At 66.4% G+C, this 26,938-nt stretch carries 1 protein-coding gene; it reads left to right on the top strand.

Translation table 11 applies throughout. The annotated features are described in order from the left end of the window. Positions 1–2 precede the first annotated feature (2 nt). Complete coding sequence (locus ACQPZ2_RS24510; protein ID WP_433520593.1) at positions 3–26,906, top strand: amidase family protein; 26,904 nt, start codon at positions 3–5, stop codon at positions 26,904–26,906. Positions 26,907–26,938 lie beyond the last annotated feature (32 nt).

Genomic DNA, 26,938 nt, shown 5'->3' with positions numbered 1-26,938 from the left:
CCGTGGGTGTGTGGTCGTTGAACCCGGTGGAGGAGATCCGGCAGGTATTCGACGGTCTGCCGGTGGCTGTGCGGCGTCCGATCGAGATGGTGGTGTTCGGGGGTGACCTGCCGCGCGCGAATGTGTCCGGCATGCGGTGGATGGCAGCGGAGTTGCGCGCGCGGGCCGTGGCGGTGAGCGCTCACGCGGATGAGGCGAACGAGATGCTGGCGCAGCAGGATTCGGTGGGTGCGCTCGGCGACCGACTGCGCGAGACGTTGCACCTGCAGCAGGATAGCGCGGTCCGGTTGCGTGATGAGGCTCATGTGCTGGCTGATCAGGCGGATGGGGCGGCGAATGACGCGGAGAAGACGCTGTGTGTGATGTTCGTGTTCGGTATCGAGCTGGCGTGGCGGATCATCCGGGTGTTGTCGGCGGCTGCGGCGGCTGGTCCTGGCGGGGAGGCAGCGGCCGCACCGGTTGTGGGCACGATGCTCGCCGAGGGGCGGGGTGAGGTTCAGTTGATGCGTGCGGGCCTGGAGCAGGCGTACAAGGCGGGTGCGGCGAAGACGGTGGCGAAGTTGTCGGCGATAGGGCCGTTCAGAGTGGTTAGGACAGTTGGCACGGCTGCTGCGTTGCCCGCTGCGGTCGATGCTGGTACGCAACTGGTGCAGGCCATAGACGGGCACCGGGATTGGACTGTCAAGGGGTCGGAGGGTGAGAACTCACGGGGTATCGATCTGACGTCGATCGAGGCGGCTGGTGCGGCTGGTGCGGGGGGCGCGGTGGGTGGCATGCTCGCGGGCCGGTTCGCGCCGAGCGTCATTCCGCGGATGGAGAGCAGTCGGACGCTGCAGGGGCTGGTACACGGGACGGCGGGCGCAGTGTCGGGTTTGGGGGCGGCGGCGTTGGTCACGGGTTGGCCGGAGCATTTCGATCAGGTGCTTGCGCCGCTGCTCAACGGCGGGTTCGCGGGGGTTGTGAATGCTCGTCCGGGTGCTCACCCGGATTTCGGTGCGTCGTCGGGGGCGGTTGTCGACGGCAGTGGCGCTTTCACCCGGCCCGACCTGCCTGCCGCAGCTCGCGGGGACGCCGGTCAACAGATACCGGCTTCCCGCAGCGAGGACACCGCGTTGCCGGAATCGGTTCTCCCGTCGGTCGAGGTGTCCGCGGAATCGAGACAGGCGTGGGAGGCGGCCAGGTCGGCCTGGACAGCGGCTCCGGATACGGTGGTCGTCGGGGGTGCGCGCAGCGAGACGCCGGGGGCCGTGGTGAACGGGACCACCGCGTCGGTCCACTCCACAGAATCACGGTCGCCCGTGGAGGTGACTGGTCGTGGTCAGGTCGGTGCTGCGGCCGGGGTGCCAGGCCACTCGGAGACGGCTGCGCCGGTTGAGCGTCCGCAGCGAGGCGAATCCGCGGCCCGCACGAATGCGGCAGCGCCGCGACCGGTCGAAGCCGGTGGGGAAACGTCTGCGCCGCCGAAGGTTTCGACGGGCACTCCGGAGCACCCAGCCGACACGGGTCACGAAATATTCGCTGCCGCAGGCGAATACCGGTCGCGGGTGGACGAGGAATACGGGCATGCCGGGAAGCGGAGCGCTGCGGGCGACGAACCTCCTCATGAGGCGTCGAGCGGTGTGGACCGGGTCGCCGCTTCCGGCGGTGCGCGCGAAGTGGCTGTTGCCGAGCATCAGTCGCGGGGTAACGAGGAGTCCGTGTCCGGTGCGGCCGGTGAACACACCGAACCGCACGCAGTACGGCCTGCGGAGCACTCGGCCGGGCAGCCGACGGACGAGACGCGTGTGGCTGTCACCGGCCGGGCGGCGCAGGCTCAGCAGGTCGCTGACAGCACTGTTGGCCATGAGCAGGCACGGGCCCGGCCGGTGGTAGGTTCGGTCAGCGCCGGAACACCCGCGGGGACGTCTGAGCCGGTCGCTCGCCAGGGTGTCGCCGGTGCGGGTGGTGAGATGCCTACCGGGGTATCCGCGCCGAAGCATTCCGACGGACCACCGGCCGGTGAGTCTTCGACTGCGGAGCACACTGGGGACCGGATGTCGGCGGATGTTGATCCGTCTGCTCTCGAGCGGCCGGTTCGGTCGGCGGAGGAGTTGGGCCGCGAGCTGGCGGAATTGCCTTCAGCGGATCCGGCGGTGAAGGCCGATCTCACGGCGGAGCAGCAGAAGCAGTACAAGTCCGCGGCGGAAGATGTGCTGGCGCTGTACCGGTCCCGCTCGAAGGAGTTGGCTGCCGAGTCGTGGGAGCAGCGCAGACACGTGATGGAGCACGGTGATCGCGTGGAGTCGCTGCTGCGATACATCGATGCGATGCGGGAGGGTACGGGGAAGACGCCGCGGTGGACTCAGGTCAAGGCGTTCTTGCTGGGTGGGCACGAGTTGTTCATACGGCAGATGGGTACGGCAGAGGGCAAGACGATCGTCGGTGGGTTGGACTCATTGCGGCAGTTGTCGCGTGGGGAGCCTGTTCAGCTTTCGAGTGGGCGGCGGATGCGGGTGCATCACGTGCTCACCACGACCGAGGTCCTGGCCAACGAGGGGGTTAGCGAATTCGCGCCGATGCTGCGTTCTCTCGGTTACGACGCTGTGCGCTGGGATCCGGAGAATCCACCACCGGAGCCGGATCACCCGACAGTGTATTTCATGACTGCTGGGGAGCGGTTGACCGCGGAGTTGTTCGATCGGCCGCCGCCCGGGGACACTGCGACGCTCGATGAGGCGGACGAGGTGCTCGTGCACGGGGAGACGGTTCACTACCTCTCGGAGATGGCGCGTGAGCGTGCGTCGGAGGTGGAGAAGGCCGAAGTGCGGCTGGTGCGGGATTTCCTATTGGATACGTTGAGGGGACGGGTGTTGACGTCGGCGGATCTTCGTGCCGCCCCGGAGGGAAGCCTGGCCACGGCGGGCCGGTTGTGGCGCGAGCATGTCGGGCGCTCGTTCACCGTCGAGGAAACCGAGATGGCGCGTGCGTTCATGGATGTGAAGGCGGGCCGGGTGAAGTTGAACAGGGATTTCCAGATCTTCGACCGGAAGATCGAAATCCTGGACAAGAACGGGAAACCGCTCAGCAATCCGAAGGTCAATTCCGACAGCCGCTGGTTCGGCGGCCGCCACAAGATGGTGGAGGCGATGTTCGAGAAGAGGTTCGGCGTCGAAATATATTCCGACGGGAAGGGTTCGAAGGAGGTCACAATGCGGGAGGTGGCCGGCAAGTACCGGCGTTTGCAGCTGATGTCGGGCACGTTGGAGCGGACTGCGGGCGAGATCAAGGAGAATTTCCCGGTCGGAGGTGGTTTGGCGAGGGTGGAGAGGTTCGGCCCGTCGAAACTGGTGGGTGAACCGGATCGGATATTCCTCACCGAACCGGAGATGCTGAAAGACGCGGTCACGCGGGTCCGTGAGCTGCAGGACCAGGGCAGGCCGGTCCTGGTCATCGCTCCCAACGATGTCGGCTGGAAATTCTCGCAGATGTTGAAGAAGGCAGACGTCGAACACACCGCCATCCTCGGTAAGTGGTTCTCCGCGTTCCGTGACAACAACGCCGCCGAGGAGAAACTGTTGTCGGTCATGAAACACGCGGGCGAACAACACACGGTCGAAGAAATGGGCACGACCGAGACAGATCGGTCCGGTAAGTATTCGGATGAAAAGGACGATACGACCGAAGCCGGGCAGGGTACTGCGGATAGCGGACACGCGAAGGGAATCGTGACTGTCGGCACCCCGGGAATGCTCGGCCGGGGTTTCGACGCCGTCGTCGATGACGCGGTGGACCAGTTGGGTGGGTTGCATGCGCACATGCTCGGACGCTCGTCCAACCCGGATGTGGACGACCAGTGCGCGGCGCGTCCCGGTCGCAACGGCCGCAATGGCAGCTATTGCTTCAACGTGGCTGTGACCGACGATATCGCCAGCAACGCCTATCACAGGGGTTGGCAGGTGGCCGTCACCCACTATCGCGCCGGCCGGGCCGAACACGCCAAAGCTGTCGCCGAATATGCTGAGGCTGTTGCCGATTATGGCGAGGCCGATCGCGGGGCGGGTGGAACGGATGCGGTGCGACCGTCGAAGTCCGCCGATGGGGCCGTGCGAGTGGCGCGGGAAAAGATCGAGGCAGCCGATACCAAGATCGGCGAGGCCGAGCGGGAGATGCGCAGGCTGATTCCGGAGTTGCAGAACGACGCCGCAGGCAACGCATACCTCAACCGGATGCTGCAGCGAGCCAACCAGCCCCACGCACCGCCCGTCGCAAGTGCTTCCGCGACTGTGGCTGCACCGGGGAGCCTGGCCAGTGTCAGTGCGGACACCGTTCAACCGCGTCGGCAGCAGCACCGGCTCGCGGAGCTGGCCGGGCTACTGGGGATCTCCGCGCCCGCCAGCACACTGACCGCTCTCGACACCGACAGTGGCGACGATCCGGTGCGCCGGTTGCTGGTACGCGCACGGCTGTCATCCGCCGCGGTCGAAACACTGACCCAACACCTCGACGCCCCCGCGCCCGCACTGATCGCCAACTCCGACCACCTCACCGACGAACAAGCACTCGAGACGCTGACAGAGCGCCGGAAACGGTTGCTGGACCACTTCGGCCAGAACGTCGCGGACATCGCAGATATCGACGGTGTCGAGGGCATACGCCGCGTCTACCGCGCGCTAACCGAAGCCGGAGACGACCTCGAGAACGCGCTGCGTGCGAACCCAACGGGCTATCCCGCCTCCCACAGCACCCCCGTTGTCGCCCGCGACATCCTGGGCAAGGCGGTCGGCCTCCACTTTTCCGCCGACGACACCCACAAGGCCGATACCGGCCGCGACGAAACCGCCCGGGACGCTGCCCAGACATCGGTGGACCCCGGTCAGGTGGACCCGGTAGCCGAAAGCCCGGTAGCCGGGGACGCCATCGTTGCAGCGTCGCACTACTTGGCCACCGCTGCACTGCTCGATCTGGTCGTCGCTATCCACCGCCGCAGTCCGAACAGCTGTGTCAACAACGCTGTGACCGGTGTGCGGTTGCTGACTGGACGCAACGTCGAGATGCCGTCCTACGAATTGGCCGGCCACGGCCGCGACGCTCTCGAGGGAGTGTTCGGCGCCCCACTCGTGAAAGCCGAATCGCTGGATCACGTGGCCGAATCGCTGAAACAACGCCACGGAGGCATAGCGGGCCTGGTCTACAAATGGAAAGACACCGCAGCCGAAAACAGCACCGACGACAAGAACAAGGGCACCGCCGACGCCGACGACCACATGGTGCTGGTGGTCAACGACAGCGAGCCGGGCGAGGCCCCAAAACTGGTCGTGATCGACATGGCAGCCTCCCGAGACGGCGACACCAGCACCGACTACGCCCCGAAAGACCTCCGGAACCGTCGTACGTTGCTGGACAAAGCCGTCCCATTCGACACCTGGCGGGAACAGCAGCAGAAATTCCTCAATAGGCTCGGCGAGCATCAATACTTCGCAACCATCGACCTCGACCGCAATGGCTTCCCCGTCCACGACCGACACGGCCGCGACACATCCGTCGAAACCATGTCCGAGCCCGTCCCAGTCGGCCCGGAACTCGAGCAAGCGGTCGAGTCAGCGTTTACCGGCAGGCCGTATAACGACGACGGCACACCCGACCAGCCACGAGCCGGCACAGACACACCTGCCGAACCCGAAACCGTCTACGCTCTCGCCGGCAACCGCCCACGCGACAACCCCGACCCAGCCACCACCGAAACCCGGCAGGAGCCCCAGACATCCTCGACAAGGCCGGATACCCGACAGCGGGCAGACGCCGCAACGGATCCCCAAACCAGCGGGCAGCCGGGCGGATTCACCAGCAACAGCCGGGCCGACAGTACCGACCCGGACGGCCCCGACAGTGGCGTGGGCAGTCGCCCCTCGGATGATCGCGACGATTCGCAGCGCGGCAGCACGCCGCACGACGACAGGAACATCGATCGTACCGAGTACAAAACAGGTGTCGAAGGCATCGCTGCCGCGATTCACGGCCGCGAGCGGACCGACGGGGATGTCCCGAACGCTACTTTCCCGACCCGGCGGGCGGCGGACCGAAACGCACCGCCCCAACTGCTCCCCCCAGGGTACTCGGCCCGCGTGATCGCGGGGCTGAACCACGACTCTGACGAGCGAAGCGACGGCGACTCCGCCCCGACGGCGCCATACGACGAGCCGGGCAGGGGTGGCTCGGCTGCCGGTGCCACGGAAGGTCACGTCGGCGGCGGGCCACACGAAGGCATCGACCCAGCCGCACGCGACGGTTCGCGCGAATGGCAAGCGCCGGACGGGCTTCCGGCAACCGAGACAGCCGCAGGCGGCGCCGAATCGCACTTTGCGGTGTGGTCGGGCGACAACCTCTTCGCAGGCGTCAGGCACTATCCATCCCCGGACCGGCCGCAATCGCGGGCGCTCATGGAATTGCTCGAGGAATGGGTGGTGCAGACCGCTGGGCAGGACCGTATCATCCTCGCGGAAGGGTCTGTCGCACAGCCTGTTTCGTCGATCGCGGAATGCTTCCGGCGTTCGGACGCCGAAATGGCGGTGCTCGCGTACCTGGCGCGCAGCCACGACATCTCCATCGAATCCGTGGACGAGGAGTTGGCGGCGCAGCTCGAGGGTCTGCTCGCACGTCATGAGCCCGAATGGGTCTTCCTGCACTGTGTCCTGCGCGAGATAGCGGAGGTTCTGCGCCTGCCCGCGGCGACCCAGCCGGATATCGACGCACACCTGTATACGACCGTGGAGACCTACGGTTTCATCCTGTCCGGCGACGACGACGCGCACACCCAGTTCCCTCGACTGATGCGACTTGCTTACCCGGACAGGGGATTTCCACGCGGGTTCGATCTGTCGGATGCCGAGTGGCTGCGGGAAGAGGCGGTGGAGCGGCCCGCAGTCGGTCAGGCACGCAGCATTGTCGCGAGGGTGACCGAGGACGCCGTCGACCGTCGCGAGGAATACGCCGCACAGCTGGCCGCCCGGTACCGCGCGCAGGGGACCGCGATCTGCGTGGTGCTCGGCATCGATCGTTTCCGCCCGATGCTGGGCCTGCCCCAGATGAGGGAATTCGCGGGCAGCGGCATCCTCGAGCTCGGGTCGACGGGAGTCCGCACCCGGCCGGCGCCCGTCGGTGTGCGGGCGGCGGATCCGCATCGGGAGCGCTTGATCGAGACGTATGCGGTGGAGCACGGTATGGCCCGCGCCGATGTGCTGGAGCGAATAGCCGATGGCCGGCTGGTTGTCGCCATCGACACGCTTGTGGAACGGGTCCGCGCGAACAGCCTCGCCACGCCGGACGCGATCGATCGACGATATCTCGACGAGGTTGTCCGCAGCGAACTCGCGGCACCGTCCGGACAGCATTACGCGAGCGTCCAGCCGCCGAGTTTTATTCCCGGCGGGGCACTTCCGCGGCAGCTCACCCGAGACATTCCAGCCGCTGCGATGTCCGACGCTGTGGCACCGATCGACCCGGGCCACGTATTCGTCAACACCCGCGACGACGAGCTTCGTGCGGTATGGCGCGACTGCAGCGCGGGCGAGGCCTATCTCGACGCGGGCAACGCACTGTACCGGATGGACGACCGTGGTCCGGAGATCTTCGAAAGTGGTTGCACCGCAAGAGGTATCGAAAATCTCGGCATCGCTGGGCATGTAGGTTCCACTGGCGATACGAAACCCGATGGCTTCGTCTCCCTGTCCCGGAGTCCGGAGCATGTCATCGTGCGCGGCCTCCAGCACATCCCGGACGCGCAGTGGGTCGCCGATATGGCGGCTCGGGGCAAGATGCGCCGCAGGCCCGACGGCACATATGTGCTTACGCGCAACATGCTCGAGATCTACCACCCGTACGGCATCGACGTGGACGCCACGTTCCAGGACATTGTCGGCGCTGGCCCGATGATGAATATGAGCCACAACGAAGCCGAAATCCTCGCCCCCGGAGGCATTGTCGGCGAGACCGTGTACCGCCTGTGGCCGCGGGAGGTGTGGTATGCGGCCGACGGCCGGGTGCTCGGGGCGCGGGTGGGCGAGCCGGTCTACAACCCGCGATTCGCTCATCTCGAAAGTCCGGTATTCGCCCGGACGCACCCCGCGCAGGATGTCGCGGAGGGCACATTCCCACTGGATGTGCAGATCGGCCAAGGGGAGGATCGGCCTACGGTCGCCGACGAGTCGGCAGGGGTTCGGGGTAAGGATTTCCCGGGCGGACTGATCGGCGCGCGGCCTTCGGATCCGGCGTCGGCGTATCAGCGCTACCGGCAGCAGACCGAGCAGCACCACAGCGACCAGGTGAGACGGCTCACCGCGGCCCTCGGGGAACCGCTTGCGACGATTCTGCGGCCTGGCTCACCGGTGCTGCTGGACTGGGCGATTCGTCAGGTCCGCGATCGGGATCGGCTGGCCGAATTGCTGCATCTACGGCCCGACGAGTTGGTCGGCGATCCGCGCCTGCGACCGTGGGCGCAGCTGAACCAGCACCGGATGCTGTACCAGCCGACCGAGGACGGCTTGTATGTCGACGATCGGCTGACGTGGACCGGCGTCGGGTCGGACCTGGGGAGCCCGGGCGAGTCGGCCACTGCCGCAGAGCGATTCACGGAGAGCCGCCGGATCGTGGACAGCGCCGACCGCATCGCTCTGCTTGCCTGGCGTCTCGGTTGCCTGACCGAGCTGGCGAGCCTGCTCCGCACCGATCAATCGCATGGTGACCGGGCCGTCCGTCCATACGACGGCCCGGACCGCGACGCGGTGCGGGGCCGGAGAGCTTTGGTGGACCGGCTGGACTCGCTGACCGCCGAGCTGATGGACCGCGAGGATGCGCTGAACGCGATCGACACCGTCGACCTTCAGACCGTCTGCGGGAGATACGGATTGGTATGGTTTGCGATCCGCCCCGGTCTGACCGGCCGTACCCAGCTCGACAGCTTGCTCGCCACCGCGACCGCCCACCTTCGCGACATCACCGGCCGCGACCCGGCGCAGTTGAGCGAACGACAGCTGGACGACTACCGGCAGTCGCCCGACGAGGACACCGCGAGATGGGCGACAACATTCGGCGATCTCACCACGATTGCTCGCGTCATCGACGAGGCCCACAACAACGAGACCCGGCTCGCCGCCCTTACCGAACAAGTCGACCGCGAACTGGCCGAAACATTCGGCGCGGCACCCGATTCGCTCGTGGCGGATGTCCCGCTGCGGGTCGGCCGCGAGGCCGCCCAGCTGCACGCCGACATGCGAGCGGACCGCCCCGACTGGGCGGACGCCATCGAACATCTGGACCGAGACCTGGCCGACGCCCGGCATAACGAACTGACACTCGGGGCGGAATTCGCTGCGACGTCCGCGGCGCATCTCGACACCTACCCGGCCGATCATGAGCTGCTCACCCCCGGCCCGGGTATGCCCGAGCGACTGCGAACGGCGGCCGATGCCGCACAAGGCCACCGAGCCGACGGTCTCGAGGAGCTCGCCGGCCTGGCTGTCGACCACCGCCTCGCACAGCGCCGGTTCCGCGAACTCGATCGACGGGCGCGGCATATCAACCGGTTGGCAGCCGAATATCATTCGGGCGTAAGCGATGACGTCATCCGCTGGCTCACCGCGGCCCTGGCAGCCACCGAGCGGGCAACCGAGCCAAGCCCGCGAGCGGTGACCGCGGACGCGCTGCGGCGCTTGCCCGGCACCACCGACAGCGACGCGGCGCCGGGCAGCGAGGAATGGGCAGCCGAGCGGCTGGCTGCGCCGGGCGAGCCCGCCTATCGCGCCGGGATCGACGCCGACCAGGCGGTGGGCCTCGCCCGAGTGCGAGTCGAGCAGGCGTACGAGTGGTGGACGGGCCTGAAAGACGATGCGCTGCCGACGGATCTACCGGATCCGCAGTCGATCGAACTCGCTTCGCGGCTCGGATACACCTGGTTGCAGGCCACGATGGCATGGCAGCACTGCGGCCTGCTCGGTCGGACACCCGGCATTCCGACGGCCGCTCGACGACAGGCGAATGCCTGGACGGCCCAATCGTTCATTTCGGCTCCAGGTGGCTTGACCAACACATTGTCGGCCGCCGCTCTGGAGGCTGGGCTGCCTGCTCCGGTGGAGACACTGCGCCACGCCGACTTCTCTACTGGCGAGCTCGAATTCGTCCTCGGCGAGGATCCGGAGTGGGCGGACAAGGTGGTCTACCTTGTGCTCGACCGAGACGCCGACCCGGTGTCGGAGTACTTCGCCATCGCCGCGAAACTGGCTGAGCAAGTCCAGCGGATCACCCCGAACCTGCGGGTCTCGGTCGTGGCCTGGCGGCGTGGGCCCGCCGACGACTCGGCAGAGTCCCAGCGGATCCGCGGACTGTTGCTGCGTCAGCAGATCATGGCGGACAACCACCACCGTCGCCTGGTCAACCCGGCCGCAGCGGATATCACCGTCGTAGCCTCGGGCACCGGCTGCCTCGCCGCCGACGGCACCGGTTTGTCGGCGGCGGATGGGTTGCACGCCCTGGTGATGGTCGACCCGAGCCTGAGGGCCGACGTCATCTCGGCATCGAATCCCGATGTGGCCGTGCATGTCCTCTCGTCCGAGGAACCCGCTGTCGACTGGCTCTCCGCTGGCGCGGCGGCCGCATTGTTCCGGATGGAATCGCCGGGGGAATCGTGCGCGCAGGCACGCGAGCGAGGGATGATCAACAGCGCCGTGGCAGCACACCTGCGGCCCGAGGCATGGAAGAAGTCCGAGTGGGTCCAGCTTCCCGACCTGATCGGCGATGTCGACGGTATGCCCCCGAATGTGCGCGCCGGTGTCAACGAGGCGAAGATCCAGCGCGCCAGAGCTTCCGGAGGAGAAGATTGCGCCGCCGCCGTGGTCCACGCCGCGCTGGACCGGGCCAGGGCATGGGCCGACGAAACCAACGTCGATCCGCCGGACACGTTGTCGGCCAACGTGTCCGATCCGGACCGCGGCGATGTCACCTTGTCCTTCGGCGCCCTCGGCCCACAGCAGTTGCTACCCGAGGCTCTCGTCGGCGTTCTTCCCTCAGTCCGACCGGCTGAGAAAGTACTGACCTACGTGTTCGACGTCACCGACGATCCGGCGACGTTCGCCGCGCAGGCGGCGGCCGCCGCGGCCCGGTTCGCGTGGGCACAGCGCCGGTATGGCGCATATCAAGTCGCGCTGGTGGCCCACCTCCGTTTCCGCCGAACCGGTACCGACCACGATGCTCCGGCGCCTACGGTGGCCCAGCGACTCGTCCGCCGGCTGGACGCCCTGCAAGGAACACGGGAAACGCCGGCGACCCTGTGGGTGGAGGGCAGCGGGCAGGCCCGCCCGATCTTCGAGGAGATGATCCGCGCCGACGCGGATGCGCCAGCCCAGGAGGCCGCGGTCGCGGCGGCGCACGACGACCCCGACCAGGTTTCCGCCACCCCGGACGTTCTCGCTGCCGATCCGCTGCTTCAGCTCGGGAAGTGGGAGGTCCGCTACCGCATGGCGGCCGGACGACTCGACCGGGAACTCACCGACGCCCCGCCCGGCGTGCGGAGAAACGCGCTCCAGCAGCGCCGTGACCACCTGAACGACCTGGCGAACGGAATCGCCGCCGCGGTGGCGCGTTACGGCGAAGCTGGTGCCCTGCGCAGCGCCGCGGAATCGGGAGTTCCGATCGAATTGCTTTCCACGGCAGTCGATCTCGGTGACTTCGAGCGCCACAACGTGGCCGTCGCCGCCTTGGTGGCGGCGGATCGGCAGCAGTACATCCTGGTCGACAAAATAGGCATGCTGCACGACACCCACACCGACTTGGAAACGCTGGAGCCGTTTCACGACGATCGGCTGAACGCCGATCTGCCGTTGCTATTGGACTGTTCGGACACCGATACCTACCGGCTGGCGCATGCGCCGTCTCCAGGCCGTGACGACTGGCTTCGGCCGGAACGATTCGAGCGCGTGTCCGGCTTGCCGGACGCGCCCGGTGTCTCCAGCATCGCCTTCGGCCTCGGCGACGACCTGGCCTACGGCCACGAGGACCGCATGCGGTGGCTGCGCCTGCAGCAGTTCCTCACCGAAATCCGGTCGGCCGAACACGGTTTCGGCGAAGCCGAGTTGCTAGAGCACATCCAGCAACATAATGCCCTGCTCGCACAGCGGCGGACTCTGCTCCGGGAGCATTTCGGCTACCCCACCACGCGCCAACAGGACGGTCCCGAAGGCTTGATCGGTGCCCGGCCGTCGGACGAGTCCGCACCCCGGCACCACGGCATGCGCCCCTGGGCCGGGTTCACAGAACTTATCTACGACGGTCGCGCCGACGAGGACGCGGTGGAAGGCGCACCGGGGACGGCTGTGCCGATCGGCGGGGAGACCGATGGGTTACTGACCGAGCACGGTGTCGTGATGGGACGCGCAGCAGCGGCCCAGGCGCTGGGCTCGCTCCCATCGGGTGCGCCGGACATTGTCGAGGTGTCGGTTCCGCAGTGGCTGTATGACCAGCTCAGGGCGGAAGGTTGGGCTTCGGCGCCTGTTCCCGGGCTTCGGGGCGGACGCTGGCTCGAGCTCGGCCGGTTGCGGGTGACGGTGGGTTGGCACGGCGTGGTTTCGCACGACGATCTGCTGAGTCGTGCGTGGCAATCGGCGGCGGGCGGGGTGCGTTTCGCCGGGCTGCCCGATATCTATGCGTGGACGCAGCAGCGGGGTCTGCCGCAGGATCTGGAGTTGGTCGACTGGATCAAGGACCATCTGCTGAGCCGGACGTGTCCGCCGTTGCCGGAGAACATGATTCGGCGCGAGATCGACGATGTGATCGAGATCCTGCGGTCGGGGCTTCCGCAGGAACAGCTCGGCTCGGAGATCGACGAGGAGATCCGGCGGGGCATTCGGCTGGCAGCCGAGGGGCTGTTCGTCAGCCGGACGCTGTACGGCCATCCGGACATCGGTCGCGCCAATCACCTCTTCGACGACGCCTTCGAACTGCGTGAGTTCGGGGTGGCGGCCTTCTACCACAACGGCATGGACGTCGCTGCGGACCTGCGCCACATTCTGGACAACGCCCTGCTGCAGGGGGCGGATGCCCGGGAGATCGTGCTGGCGATGGTCGCCGACGCGTGGAGCGACATCGTGTACGGCGGCGGGCGGCGCGCGGACAACCCGCAGGGCTATGACGAGTTGCTTTCGGCGCGATTGCTACACGATCGTGCCCTGGCGCACGGCTGTGACCTCGGCACTGCCCGGATCCTGGGATTCGCAGTGAACGGCACCGGTTTCGACGAGCGGGCCGGAACCCAAATGATCGCGTCGCCGAGCGTCGCCGAGGAGATGCGGCAGTTCTGGCAGCTCTCCGACGACGAATTCAGCCGAGCGACAACTATTGCCCGGTGGGTGGCCGCCGCGGATCTACAGGGGTTGTCGGAGCCCGACGCCATCGTCCGGAGTATCGAGCTGGCGTTCGAAGACCTGATGTCGAACCGCTTCGACCCGGCACGGATTTTCGGCCAGGTCCTGTCCGAATGGGGTGCCCGGGTCTACAGCATCGAGGATGCGTTGCGGCTCGCGAACCAGTTCGGGCACCTGATGCCCGAAGGCACCGACGTCACCGTGCGTCAGGCATTCATCAACCATCTGCGCGGAAGCGTCGGGTTCCTCCATCCGGACAGCGGGTACCGGCCCCCGGACGGGTGGCTGCTGGATAACCGGGACATGCGCCGCGACCACGCCGCGAAGCTGCGGAAGATCGTCGAGCGGCTGGCACGTGACCCGATGTACACGCCGTTGGCCGCCTATCGTGACGCCCATTCACACGCGGCCGAAATGAGTGAGAAATACAGCGGTTTCCGCTGGCAGCTGGTCGTCCGGCCGGGCGCGCAGCCGTGGGAATCCGACACCTTCGCCGATACCGTTGCGGCTCGGCTGCCGGAATCCGCCCCCTCGGCAATGTCGGGTGCGGTCATCGACGCGATACCGCATATCGCCGACATTGCCCGAGCCCGCACCGGGGACGCGGTGATGGTTGTCATCTCGTCACAGGACGCCGCCGGGCGGCCGCGGCTGGTGACCCAGCTGGACTTCACCAGACCGGAGGCCACCGATCCCGCTCCCGGCATGACGAAAGCCGATGCACGCCAAGCTCTTTCCGGGCTGGACTGTCGCATCGATCTCGAAACTGCCGATCCGCTGCCGAAAGGCCAGGTCTGGCACCACCTTCGCCTCGATTTTCTTCCGCGGGTGTCCGGGCCGGGCGATCAGGGCTTCATCGGCAGCAGACCATTCGAACCGGGCAGGTCCTACCATCAAGCTGCACACCGCGCTGGAGAAACGGCTGAGGAGACCGGGGCCGATCAGGCCCCGACGAGGCCCGAGCGGACGCCGTGGAGTAGCCAGTCCCATTCCGCGCCAACCGAATCCGCCACCGATGCGCGCCACCGGGAACCGCGCACCGGGCGCCGGATACCCGGCGATCACGAGACGGGTGCGCGGACATCGTGGTCGCCCGGGGAGCCCGACGGACCACGTATCGGCAGCCGACCGGGCGAGACGACACCCTGGTCGCGCGAGATGATCGACGGACTATCGCTCACACCCAGCGAGACCGAAATTCTCGCTCAGGCGCGAAAGGGTATGACGCACAACGCGATTGCTATGATTCTCGATCTTTCCGAGCGTGATGTGCGGGCGAACCTGGCCAGTGTCCGCCGCAAACTCAGAAATCAGCGGGTACGGCTGGTGACGGCCGGCCGCCGTCCTGCAGACCCGTCCATGACATCCGAATCCGATCGTTTCCGAGCGGCCATGTACGCCGCCCTGATAGGCGCCGACCCGCCGGATCCGCGACAACTGATTGCCGAGGCAAGCCCAGAGCCGCTGGAACGCACTGTGCAAGGGCTCGGTTCGGATCATTGGGGAGCGCTACGCCGAGTTCGAGCGGGAGCGCGCAGCCAGGTGATTCGCAATATGGCGCTCCTCGCCGCTCGTCGATCGGTGAGTGCGCTTGCGGCCGAACACCACCGGTCGCAGGCGGTGTTGGCCACCGCGCTGGCCGAGGCGAGTCCGACCGACCTGCAGACCGCACTCGACGAACTCACCTCAGCCGAACGCCAACTCCTGATCAACCGGTTCGGACCGGTGACATCACCAGCCACCTTCGAGCCTGAGGACTCCGTGCGCGGCTTGCGCGCAGTCGATATCGTCCGACACGTCGCGACGCGGATCGCAACCCGTGTGAGAACGTCCACCGACGGCGAAAATGGTTCGGACAGAAGCGAATTCCAGCACGGACAACGTCTCGCGGAGAATGAACTTCTTACCGCGGTGCAGCACACGAATTCCGCGGCCGCCCAGACGTATACGACGAACGAATGTCTGGACGCGATCGTGGAATGGATGGACCGGCAGCACCCGACGCAGGCGGATGTGGCCCTGGCAGACCGCTGGCGGTCGTTGCCTGTGGATCACGGTTTCGATGACGAACAGTGGCTGATGGCCGACGAGGCGCTACGCGCGGGCGGCTTCGACAACGCGGAAATGTTGCAGCGTTGGGGGTATCGCCTGTCGGGGGGGTCCGCACAACGCCGTGCAACCGAGAACGGTGAGTGGTGGGACTCGCTGAGCGACCCCGCCGAACCCGGTGGGCTGAGCAGTACGCAACGGGCGCTCATCCAGATGTACCCGCACCAGATCGGCAATGCCGACGGTCTTCCCGCTACGGTCCGCGACCACGCCAACCGGCTGTCGATCCGCCGCGATCTGGACGAGTTCATCGCCCGCAAGCCAGCCGACCGGACAATGCTCAACTGGTTGCGGACCGACCTCACCGACGCCGAGAGAAAACAGTTCAGCAACCTGATCCACACCCGAAATCACTTGCGGGAGTTGGACCGACAGGCCGCGCAGATGCTGGGCAGTCCGCCGGTGCACCTGCTGTTCTACGACTCCACGGCCTTCCACGGCAAAGGCAAGGTTGTCGCCGCGCTCGGCAATGTGGACACCGCGCACATGGTGAACTGGCACGTGCCCGGGACGAATACGACGTCTTCCTCGCTGGCCTACCAGTTCAAGCCCCTGCGCAACCTGTATGAGCAGACGCTGCGCGTCGATCCGTCGCTCGAGCTGGCATCGATCATCTGGATCGGCTACGACGCGCCGACCGGGTCGGTGAACACCGGCTATGTGAAAGCCGCATTCCGACGCCGCGCGCGGATAGGCGGGGACCGATTGCAGTGCGACATCACGGCGTTCCACGCCACCCGGCGTCGCGCCGGAACCGCCGGACCCGACCGGCTTGTCAACCGGCTCTACGGGCACAGCTACGGTTCGGTCACGGTGTCCTACGCGGGCAGGTACGGCGGGCTCGCCGGGCTGGTCGGCTCGATCACCCTCGCGGGGTCGCCGGGAGCGGGGCCGGTCCGCCATGCCGCGGAGTTCGGCATCGGCCCAGGCAATGTCTATGTCCTCGCGTCGTGGCGCGATCCGGTAACCATGTTCGGAGCGGACGAGCCTGGCGCGCGGAGCCGCTTGCACCAGCGGCTCGGCCTCGGCATGGACCCCGCGACCGAGGCATTCGGCGCCGAACGCATCGGCGCCGAGTTCCCCGACTCACCAGACTTCGCCGGCGTCGAGGCCGTGCATCAGGGCTATTTACTCCACGACCCGGCGACCGGGCGACCCAGCGAAGCACTGGTCAACACCGCGCAACTCACCGCCGGACACGGCGATACCCTTGCTCGGGTGGGTCGCCGTCGAGCCGGCCGTGCAGTGGTCGCACGACCCGCCGACCCCGAACGCGGGCGATTCGCCAACGGCAACAGCGATTCCGTGCCGGGAGAGCGAACGGTCGCCGACCGGTTCGTCGAGGACGAGGCACCCGATGTCGGAAAGTTGGATACCGCAACCGAATCCGGACCCCAGGGCGGCCCGGACAACGGTTCGGACTTCGAAGTGGTGCAGCCCCAGGCGATGACAGGACGCCGGGGCAACACGCCCAGCCTGCGCGACGAGTTCGAAATGCGGGGCGGGGTCGATGTCGATCCGGTGTGGCAGGAAGAGGCTGCGTCGACGCGGCCGACGACGCCGTGGAGTGGGCGGGCAACGGCGTCGGATCAGTCGTCGGTGCCGACTCGGTCAGTGTCGGCGAGTGGTGATTCCGAGGCGGATGGGGGTGATCCGGAGCGTATTGGCAGTAGGCCGTATGAGAGGTCTGGTCGTGTACAGGATGGCTCTCGCCGGGCACAGGTCGCCGAGCGGGTCGGCGTAAACAGGACTCCAATTGGAGATGCCGAGGCTGGCAGCCGTGTTGCTTCCGTCGAACTTATTGTGGGGCGGGCCGCCCTGGCGGGACTCGATGACGCCACCACCGGCAGCCTCCTGGCGTTCCGCGATCGGATCCGGGGAACCCAGGCCGGTGATGGTACAGAGGAGGGTGGGCCGCTCATCGGTGCCCGGCCGTCGGAGCGGTCCGACACGTTTACGCAGGGGGGTGGGGGCGCGGAACCGAGTGTGCGGCTGGCGGTGGCGCGCCGCGTCGGCAAGCACTGCGCTCGGCTGCGGCAGGAATTGACCGACCTGCTCGCTCCCCACGGCGTCGATCCCGCCGAACTGCTGCGGACGGGCTCGCTCGCCTGGGAGGACTGGTTCGCCAGGTATCGGGAGGTCCGCGCTGATCTGGTCGGCATGCTCGGCATCGAGCGCGGCCAGGCGGTCGACGACGAATGGATCCAGCACGTGCTGGCCGAGCGGCACGAAAAGGGTTACACGACACCCGAACTCACGGCTGTCGGAGCGGCGTTCACCGAAACCGCACGGATCGCAAGGCTTGTCGACGATATCCATCGCCTGAGCACGTGGGCGCGCACGGTCAGGGCGGTGGACGCGGAGCTGGCGCGTAGGGCCGCGGAAGTACAGGGGCTGATCGCCCAGGTGCACGGCCTGATGCGTGCGGTTGCCGACTTCCGCCCGCGCGGTGAACTCGTTCGCGTAATCGGTTCGTCCCTCGCTACGGCGCAGCGGCAGCACGCGGAGCGGCATCGTCTGGAAGGACAGGCACGCGACCTCTTCGCGCTGGGAACGGCACTCGAAGGTTACGAGCAGGAATCGTTCCGGTTCCCGCAACAGGAGATGCTGTCGGCGACCCGGCGCTACCGCTCGTTGTCTTTGGATTCGCGGCGGGGGATGTTGCTGCTGCACGCTCGGCTGCAACACCTGCTGGTGGCTGAGCAGGACTCGGAGGATGCGGCGGCGGTGAGCCGTATCGAGCAGTTGTATCGTTTGATTCCGCAAGCAGAGGCGGCCGTCGACCACTACGACGCGGTCCACTTGCTGAATGCCGATCTGGACGTCGCGCTCGGGCATGTGAATCGGGCGCTGGCCGGAGCTCCCGCCGAGGCCGGCGAAACTTCGTGGCGCCTGATCGAAGTCCCCGAATTCGCGCCGTTCCGCGAGCGTCTCGCCGCTGTGCGTGACGATATCGCGCACCGGCGAGGACGTAACCTCGGCACCCTGCTGGATGGGCTGAGTGGCGAATTCGGGCTCGAAATCCCGGCACTCGACGAACCCGGCGCGGGCATGCACGATCTGAATCGGTTGACAAGCGTGCCGCCGGAGCAGTCCGAGCGGGTCGACACCACCATCCATCTGATCCACGAACTCGGCCGCGCGCGTAGGCGACTCACGCAAATCGACACGATCACCGCGGCGATGGACGAAGCCGACCACCGCGTGAACCTGGGTCTAGAGCGGCTCACTCGTCTGGTGTGGGACCACCTGCGGAAGTATCCGAAGGATCGTCGGATGAGCCGGGGTGCGCTCGAACCCGATCCGATGACGATGCGTGAGGCGGCCCGCGTCTGTGCGGCCGAGCTGCCCGGCGAGTGGGGCGAGTCGACTCCTCTGGAGGAAGTGCGCCGCCGCGTGGCGGCTTTACGGCAGGATGCCGAGTCGGCGTACACGGCGCGCCTTGCTGAGCGTTACCTCGGACTGCGGCAGCTGATCGACGCTTTCGACGACGAAACCCCGTGGCGTAATTGGTACCACCAGCTCGACAGGCATGGGTCGAAGCTCAGGGACCTCGTACGGAGCCGGCGGCGCGCCGACCTGAGACGCAGAGCGGCCGAGTATCGGCTGTGGCGACGCACCACGAAGATCGATGTGAACCTGACCCGCTGGGATACGCTTGCACAGGTGCGGGAAGCGCTGTGCCGCATGGTGAAACGCGACCTGCGTTGGCTGGTACTGGCATTGGGATCCGCCGCTCCGGCACAGCTGCGCGAACTGGACTCGGTCCGGGTGGAAGAGCTGCTGATGGATTCCGTGCAGCCCGCGCTCAGGGACGTCTTCCGGCTGGCGGACCAGCATCCGCGAGGCGCCGCTGTGCGGGCATGTGCCGATCATTGCGTTTCCCTCACCAAAATGGTCGATGATGTCGACAAGATCGGTAACGAAACAACCGAGATCGACCGATTCGACGCGGATCTGGACAAATGGCTGGACGCAGCGATGCGCACCGCCGGGAAGACAGGCGGACTGGAGATCGCCCCCGACGACGGCACGCCATGTACACCGCCCGACTTCCATGCGGAAGGTCAGTGTGGGCCGCTGATATTGGCTTTACATCAGGCCCGGACCGGCAACGAAGACGTCGGCAGACCCGACAATGTCAGCCTTGCTGGTATGGCGGTCGACGAGTATGTGGAGTCCCTGCACGGAGATCCCCAGCGAGTCCCTGTAGACGTTGACCGCCCGTATCGAGGAGTAAGGCAGGCGATGCACGCTCTACTGGCGAGCCTGCTCCCTGAGCAACGCAACGGAGTATCGCTCGTTGTGATCGAAATGGCCCACGAGGTGAACGAGCACGGCGTCGGAGGCCACACCTTCCGTGTGGAAAACCGCTGTGACCAACACGGGAACAACGGTCGGCTCGAGCAGCAGGATCCGGGCAGGGGGCTGCGTCAGCCCCTGAACGACGCGACGACCTCGGCAGCCCCGGCCTACATGTGTGTGATGGGTTTCGACCGGGAGGGCAACCGATTGCGGGTGCCAGGACTGGGAGCCGCCGCAATCCCATCCGACCTGCGGATCGGCGAGAGTACGGGGGACTTCGTGCAGTCCGCGTCGGGCAGCGGGGACGCCGAGTCCGATATCCGCCTGGCGGTGGCGCGCCGGGTCGACGACATGGCTGCGCAACTGCGGCAGGAACTGGCCGAACTGCTCCGGCCCCACAACGTCGACGTGGATGAATTTTTGCGCACCGGCTCGTCCGCCCGGGAGAGCTGGTTCACCAGGTATCGCCAGGTCCGCGGTGACCTGGTCGGAATGCTCGACATCGATCGCGGCGAGGCGGTGGACGACGAATGGTTACAACGTGTTCTGGCGGAGCGGCAGCAGCGGGGTTATCCGACTCCCGAGCTCATGGCCGCTGGACAGGTATTCGTCGAATCCTCCGCGATCGCAAAGCTTCTCGACGACATTCGTCGCCTGAGCGCGTGGGCCCGAACGGTCGAGGCGGTGGAAGCGGAGCTGGCGCGGCGCACCGACGAAACATTCCGGCTGATCGCCCGGGTGCGCGGCCTGCAGCATGCGGCTGCCGGGTTCCGGCCGTTCGGTTTACCGGTTCGACTGATCGACTCGATGCTTGCCGCGGTGGCTCATCAGATCGAGGCGACAAAGCGTCTGGCGGGACAGGCAGACTCGCTCTACGCGCTGGGAATAGTCGTGGAGGAATACGAGCAGGTGCTGCGGTCGCCCGAGCGGTCGTACCGGCAGGTCTTCTCGGCGGCCCGGCAGTACGGCTTGCCGGCCTGGGACTCACGTCCAGGGGCGTTGCTACTGGTCGCTCGCCTGCGGCGCCTCCTGGCGACTGCCCGTGCCTCAGGAGGTGTGAGCGGTACCGATGATCTGCGTCGGTTGATGCAGCGAGCGATCGCGGTTTCCGAACTCTACGACACGATCTATCGGCTGAATGCCGATATGGACGCTGCGATCGAGCACGTGACAGGGGCGCTGTCCGGCGTGCCGGTGGCAGCGCACGGATCCTCGTCGCTCCTGCATGAACTGTCCGATTCGGCACAGTTGAGCGAATGCCTGGCAGCAGTGCGGGATGATGTCGCGCGCCAGCGAAAAGGTAGGTTTGTAACCCTGCTGGACGGGCTCGGCAGCGAGTTCGAACTAGATCTCCCAGCGCTCGACGAACTCGGTGCGGGTGGGGAGGACCTGATGCGGTTGATGAGCCTGCAGTCGACGAGATCCGAACGGCTCCAAACCACCATCGACCTCGTGCACGGTATCGCCCGCGCGCGTACGCAACTCACACGAATCGATGCGGTGGCAGCGGCGATGGACGAAGCCGACCACCGTGTAAAACTCGGGCGCGAGGTGCGGGCGCGCCTGGAGTCGGACCACCTGCGCAAATACCCGCAGGATCGTCGATTGAGCCGGGGTGAACTCGAGCCCGACCCGATGACGATGCGCGCGGCGGCCCAAGAGGCTGAGGCCGAGTTGCCTGGCGACGGATGGGCGGAGTCGACCCTCGATGAGTTGCGTCGGCGTATCGCCGCATTGCGGCTGAATGCCGAGAACGACCAAGAGGTACACCGTGCCGAGCGCTATCTCGGACTGCGTCGGCTGATCGATGCCTTCGATGCCGAGACACCGTGGCGCTATCGGTACAACAGCCTGCGCGGGCATGGGGAGGCTCTCGACCGACTGCTGCAGCGCCGACGTGATGCCGAACCGATCAGAGACCGGACAGCGCAAGTCGCCCAATTCGACGCGGATCTGGATGAGTGGCTGGATTCGGTGCAGAACACTGTGGGTGAGGTCGACGACCTGATCGCCCGGTCCGAGGACGGCAGTTCCGCACATATGCCGCCCGATGGTCGTGCGATGAGTCGAAGTGCGTTGTTGACCGCGTGGGTGCATCGGGACGAGACCGGCAACGAGCGCGTTGGAGTGCCGGGCAATGTCGGGCCCGATGGACTGTCGTTCGAACGATTTGCGGGGTTCCTCCTCGGAGTTCCGGGGCGACTCCCCGTCGACCCAGACGATCCGTATCGGCCGGTCAAGCAAGAGCTGCTCGCTCAGCTGTCGCGGATCCCTGCCGAGCAACGAAACGGTGTCTCGCTCGTGGTGGTCGAGGAGACTCACGCGGTTGATGAGCACGGCGTCGGTGGCTATCCGTATCGCCTGGTGTACCGCTGTGACGAGCGCGGGTGGGGCGGCAGGATCCAGATGCAGGATCTGGGCATAGGGCGCTCTGAGCCATGGGACGACTCGACGGCTCCTGCCCGCATCTGGGTAATGGCCTTCGACCAGGCGGGCAATGCATTGCGTTTGCGGGGCGCCGAGGCCGGTGCGTTTCCGCGCAATCTGCGGATCGGTGTGGGTGTGCCGGATCGGACAACACTCCCGGTCGATTTGGAGCGCGCTGATATCAGCACGCTACAGCGCGCGATGACCGATGGAGCGATGACCACGGTGCAGCTGGTGGAGGCGTGTGAGCGGCGGATCACGATGTTCGACCAGGCGGGCCCGCGATTGAATGCGGTGCTGGCGTTGAACCCGGATAGGGTGGCCGAGGCCGAGCGGTTGGATGCCGAGCGTCGTCGGGGCCATGTCCGTGGGCCGTTGCATGGGATTCTGGTTTTGGTCAAGGACAATGTCGATGTGCGCGGTCTGCCTACGACGGGTGGGGCGCTGGCGTTTCGTTATTCGTATCCTGCCGGTGCTGCTGTCGTGGTGAGTCGGCTGCAGGCGGCTGGCGCCGTAATTTTCGGCAAAACCAATTTGACCGAACTGGCGCATTTCGTCGCCGATGGCATGCCTGCCGGCAGCAGCACCGTCGGCGGGACCACGAGCAACCCGTATGGCAAAGGTTTGTCTCCGGGCGGGTCCAGTAGCGGGTCGGCGGTTGCCGTGGCGGCGGGTTTTGCCGCGGCTGCTCTAGGCACAGAGACCTCGGGTTCGCTGGTCTGGCCGGCGGCGGAAAACTCGGTGATCACGATCAAACCGACGCCTGGGTTGGTGCCCAGCACCCCCGAGACCGGGGTCATGCCGGTTGCGTCCTTCCTGGACACCGTGGGTCCGATGGGCCGGACGGTGCACGACATTGCGGTCATACTCAATGTGCTGGTCGGGATTGACACCGAGGATCCGGCGACGGCGGCCATCACAGATTCCCGGCCCACAGACTACACCGCTGCGCTGTCGGTCGGTGCCCTGCGTGGTGCCCGGATCGGGGTGATCGGAGCACCCGATTATCTGGAAGGTGCGCAGGCGGTACTCAGCGGGCTGGGCGCAACACTGATACCGGTCGAGGTGCACGAGGCCGACCTACCCGACCCGCTCGCTCCCTTCGAATTCAAGCGGGATCTGAATCGGTACTTGGCCCTACTGCCAGCGAGTGCGCCGATCAGATCAATGGACGACCTGGCCCGCTTCATGCAAGAGAACATCTTGGACGGCGCAATCCTGTATGGACAGGACAGGTTGATCGCCGCCGACGCCACCGACCTGGACGATCCAGCGGTGCGCGCGAGGTACCACGTCCACCGCGAACTCATCACCACGGATGCGCAGCAGCGACTCGATCGGGCATTCGAAGCGAGTGGGGCGGATGTGTTGCTTTTCATCCAAGCCACCGCACACAGGGTGTATGCCCGGGCAAGATACCCGGCGATCACCCTGCCGATCGGATACAACCCACGCACCGGTCGGCCGCTGAGCATGACGCTGGTCGGCAAACCGCATACGGAGGCGTCGCTGCTGGCCTACGCGCATGACTATGAGCAGGCCGCGCAGGTGTGGCGCCCGCCTTCCGAAATCAACCCCGCCGGGCTGTCGCAAGCCGCGTTCGCCAGCTCGGAATCGAGTGTCGGCCGCGGGGGCCGGATCCTGTGGTCGAGACCGCCCCAGCGTGACGACGGACAAGTCGATACACAGTCGAAGTCAGCAGGTGAGGTCGCGCCGACTATCGACGGAGCAGGCATCGCAGCTGAGGGCTCGGCCTCCCAAGACAGTGCGTTCGCTGTCCGGCCCCATCGTCTTGGCGGGAATCAGAGGGCGCGGTTGATACTGGCGTTGCATCGGGATCGGACCCGGAATCCGGGCACCTTTGTGCCGGAAAGTGTTGGGACGGTGCCGGGTTTTGTGCGGGCTCTGGGCGGGCGTCTACAGCGATTCGCCGTTGCTCCAGACCGTTCACATCGGCGGATCGTGCAGTCGGTGCGCGAGTTGGTGGCGAGCGTGGATCCGCAGGAGCGTGACGGGTTGTCGGTGGTGATCATCGACATAACGCCGACGGGCGAGCTCGGGGTGTATCGGTTGGAGAACCACTGTGAGGAGCGAGGTGACTGGCTCGAGCTCCAAAATCCCGGTAAGGGGCAGTGGGGTAGGTACATCGCTCCGACGACCTCCGGCGAGCTGCTCGACACTCTGATCATGGCCTTCGATCCCAGCGGGAATCCGTTGCATTTGCCCGGGGCGCAAGTTGTTCCGCCACCAGATCTTTGGATTGGCGAGGCTGACGATCCGACGCCCGAGGTTGCCTCCTCCGAGCCCGAGCCCGAGCCCGAGCCCGAGCCCGAGCCCGAGCCCGAGCCCGAGCCCGAGCCCGAGCCCGAGCCCGAGCCCGAGCCCGAGCCTGCAGGTGCGGGTGCGGGTGCGGCCGTAATGCGGTCCGCGACGCCGTGGTCGCGAGCAGCCGGGGCGGCCGATAAACAGGGCGATGCTCGACACAGCGGGGATCCGACGCCCGAGGGTGCCCCCGCCGACCCTGTGGCCGATGCCGCGCAGCAGACAGTGGAACCTGCGAACCTGGAGGGATTCCGGCGCTGGTACTTGGACCGGTCACGGAACCAGGAGGCCGGGTTCGTCACACAGAGTCTGGGGCAGTACGCGCGGATGCGCGGTGTGGACGGTCGCCGGATCAGGCGGTGGCTCGCGGATATCGGCGCTGAAGCCGACAGTGCGCCCGATGAATTCGTGCCGCATCCGCATGCCTTCGGCGACGCTCATGATTGGGCACATGCCGTTCGCAGATACCTCGCGTTGACTCCCGGCGACATGGATGTGCTTACCGATGCGGACGCTGGGACCTGGCAGGCCGTCGAGGACGGCCCTCGGCAACCGGCCGCCGACCACATGCGGACGCTGTTGCGCCGTGTTCCCGATGCTCGCCACCTCTACGGTCCGCTGTCCCAGGTCTTCTGCCCGGAGCTGGCGGTCGATGGACCGGCCGACGTCGGCACCAGCCTCCAACGCCTTCGTGAATACACCGATGCAACCCGAGAACAACTCGCGGCAGCAGTCGGCGTCATCCCCCTGACGATCTTCAACCGAGAGACTGCGCTTCATCTGCCGCGCGAGGGATGGCAGGCGCATCTACGCGCCCTGGCCGCCCGGTTGTCGGACGCTATCGATGGCCGTGCCCCCATCGGCTTCTGCCTGCGGGTGCTGCGATTGCGAATGGGTCTTCCGCGTCGGCACCTCGCGACCAAGACGGGAATGGCGGATGAAACCCTGGCCGATATCGAGGCGGGCCGCATCCAACCTGCGAAAGATTCCGTCGAGACGTATCTCTGTTCGATTGTTCCCGGTACGGCGCAATTCCCGGAAGGGTATCCCCATGCGGGGAGTTACCTCCGATACCGCCGAGAGCGGGCCGGTATTCCCTTGTCACAGGCGGCGACCGCGATGAGTATGACGGCCGTCATGATCGGGAAGCGTGAGAAGGGGCTTGTTTCACTGTCGACAGAGATGGTGGACACATACCTTGGCGACGATGAGTTCGATCTATCTCTCCGCAGTGCGATTATCGAGGCATTTCCGACCATCGATGCTCGAGTCGCAAGGCAGAACAATAACGACTACTCCGCCGAAACATTCCTCTTCCCGGATCCGCGCCGCACCAGATCTCCGGTCGAGTATCTAGCCGAATTCCAGCGGGTGAACAAGCTCGCCGATAAAGACATAAAACGTTTGTTCGGCAACTGGAATCCGGCCCTTACGACGTCGGCCCGCGTCGATGGAGCGCTTCGATTGTATGACCGATTGCTGTGGCAGGGCGGTCATTGGAACGGTTTTGCCGCGGCCTGGGGATTCTCGTATCGGATGGATCCGTTCGGGGAATCAGCTCCGGACCCCGGCGACTTCGACTCGATACCCGACTGGAAGGAGGCAACCCGTTGCTACCATAGGACGGCTGCGCCGGCTTTCCGAGATGATATGGGCCTGTCGGATTTCCGGGGCGCGTCCGCCGTGGAAAAGAAGGCCGCCCTCGCTCAATTGCGCAGGCTGCGTGAGGAGGGCTATATCTCGGCAGAAGTGACGCAGCGCGCGGCCGAGCGGTTCCACATTTCGGATCGGAACCCAGCTCCACCTGCCGACACAAACACGGATCTCTCAGTGTCGAAGTCGCGAGATCTGGTCCCACGATCAACCCCGTTTTCGTCGCGTGCCTCGGTGCCTACCGGGGAACGAAACACCCAACCCGCTCCGCCGAAATCCGGCTCGGCGCAGGGCCGCCCTGGTCAATTCGACCGTTTCCGTGAGCGTGTCCGAGCGGCATTCGAGGCGATACAGCCGGGCCGGGCCAGCCGCGCACTGTCCCGAGCGACCGACGCGGAGTTGCGGCGGGCCGTCCAGGAACTCCCTCGCGACCTGCGCAGGGCGCTGGTGCTGCGGTTCTGGGAGCGGATGTCGGTCACCGCGACGGCGGCGGCGATGGGACTTCGCGAGGACTCGGTCGAGCTTCTGCAGGAAGGCGCGGTTCGAGCGCTGGCCACAATGCTGGCGGCCATCGAACGCGTCGACGACCAGCACGGCGAACTCGAGAAACCACGTGTGGATGATGTCGACCCGGGGGACGACACTCGTCGGATTCTGGATCGCTATCGCGGGTCCGCGGACAAAGGGCGGTTGCCCCCGAGCTGAGGCCGACACTCCTTCACCGGATCTTCGGGTCG

This window comes from Nocardia pseudovaccinii (genome assembly GCF_050942345.1).
Lineage (GTDB): Bacteria > Actinomycetota > Actinomycetes > Mycobacteriales > Mycobacteriaceae > Nocardia > Nocardia pseudovaccinii.
This window is presented reverse-complemented; position numbering and strand designations above follow the sequence as displayed.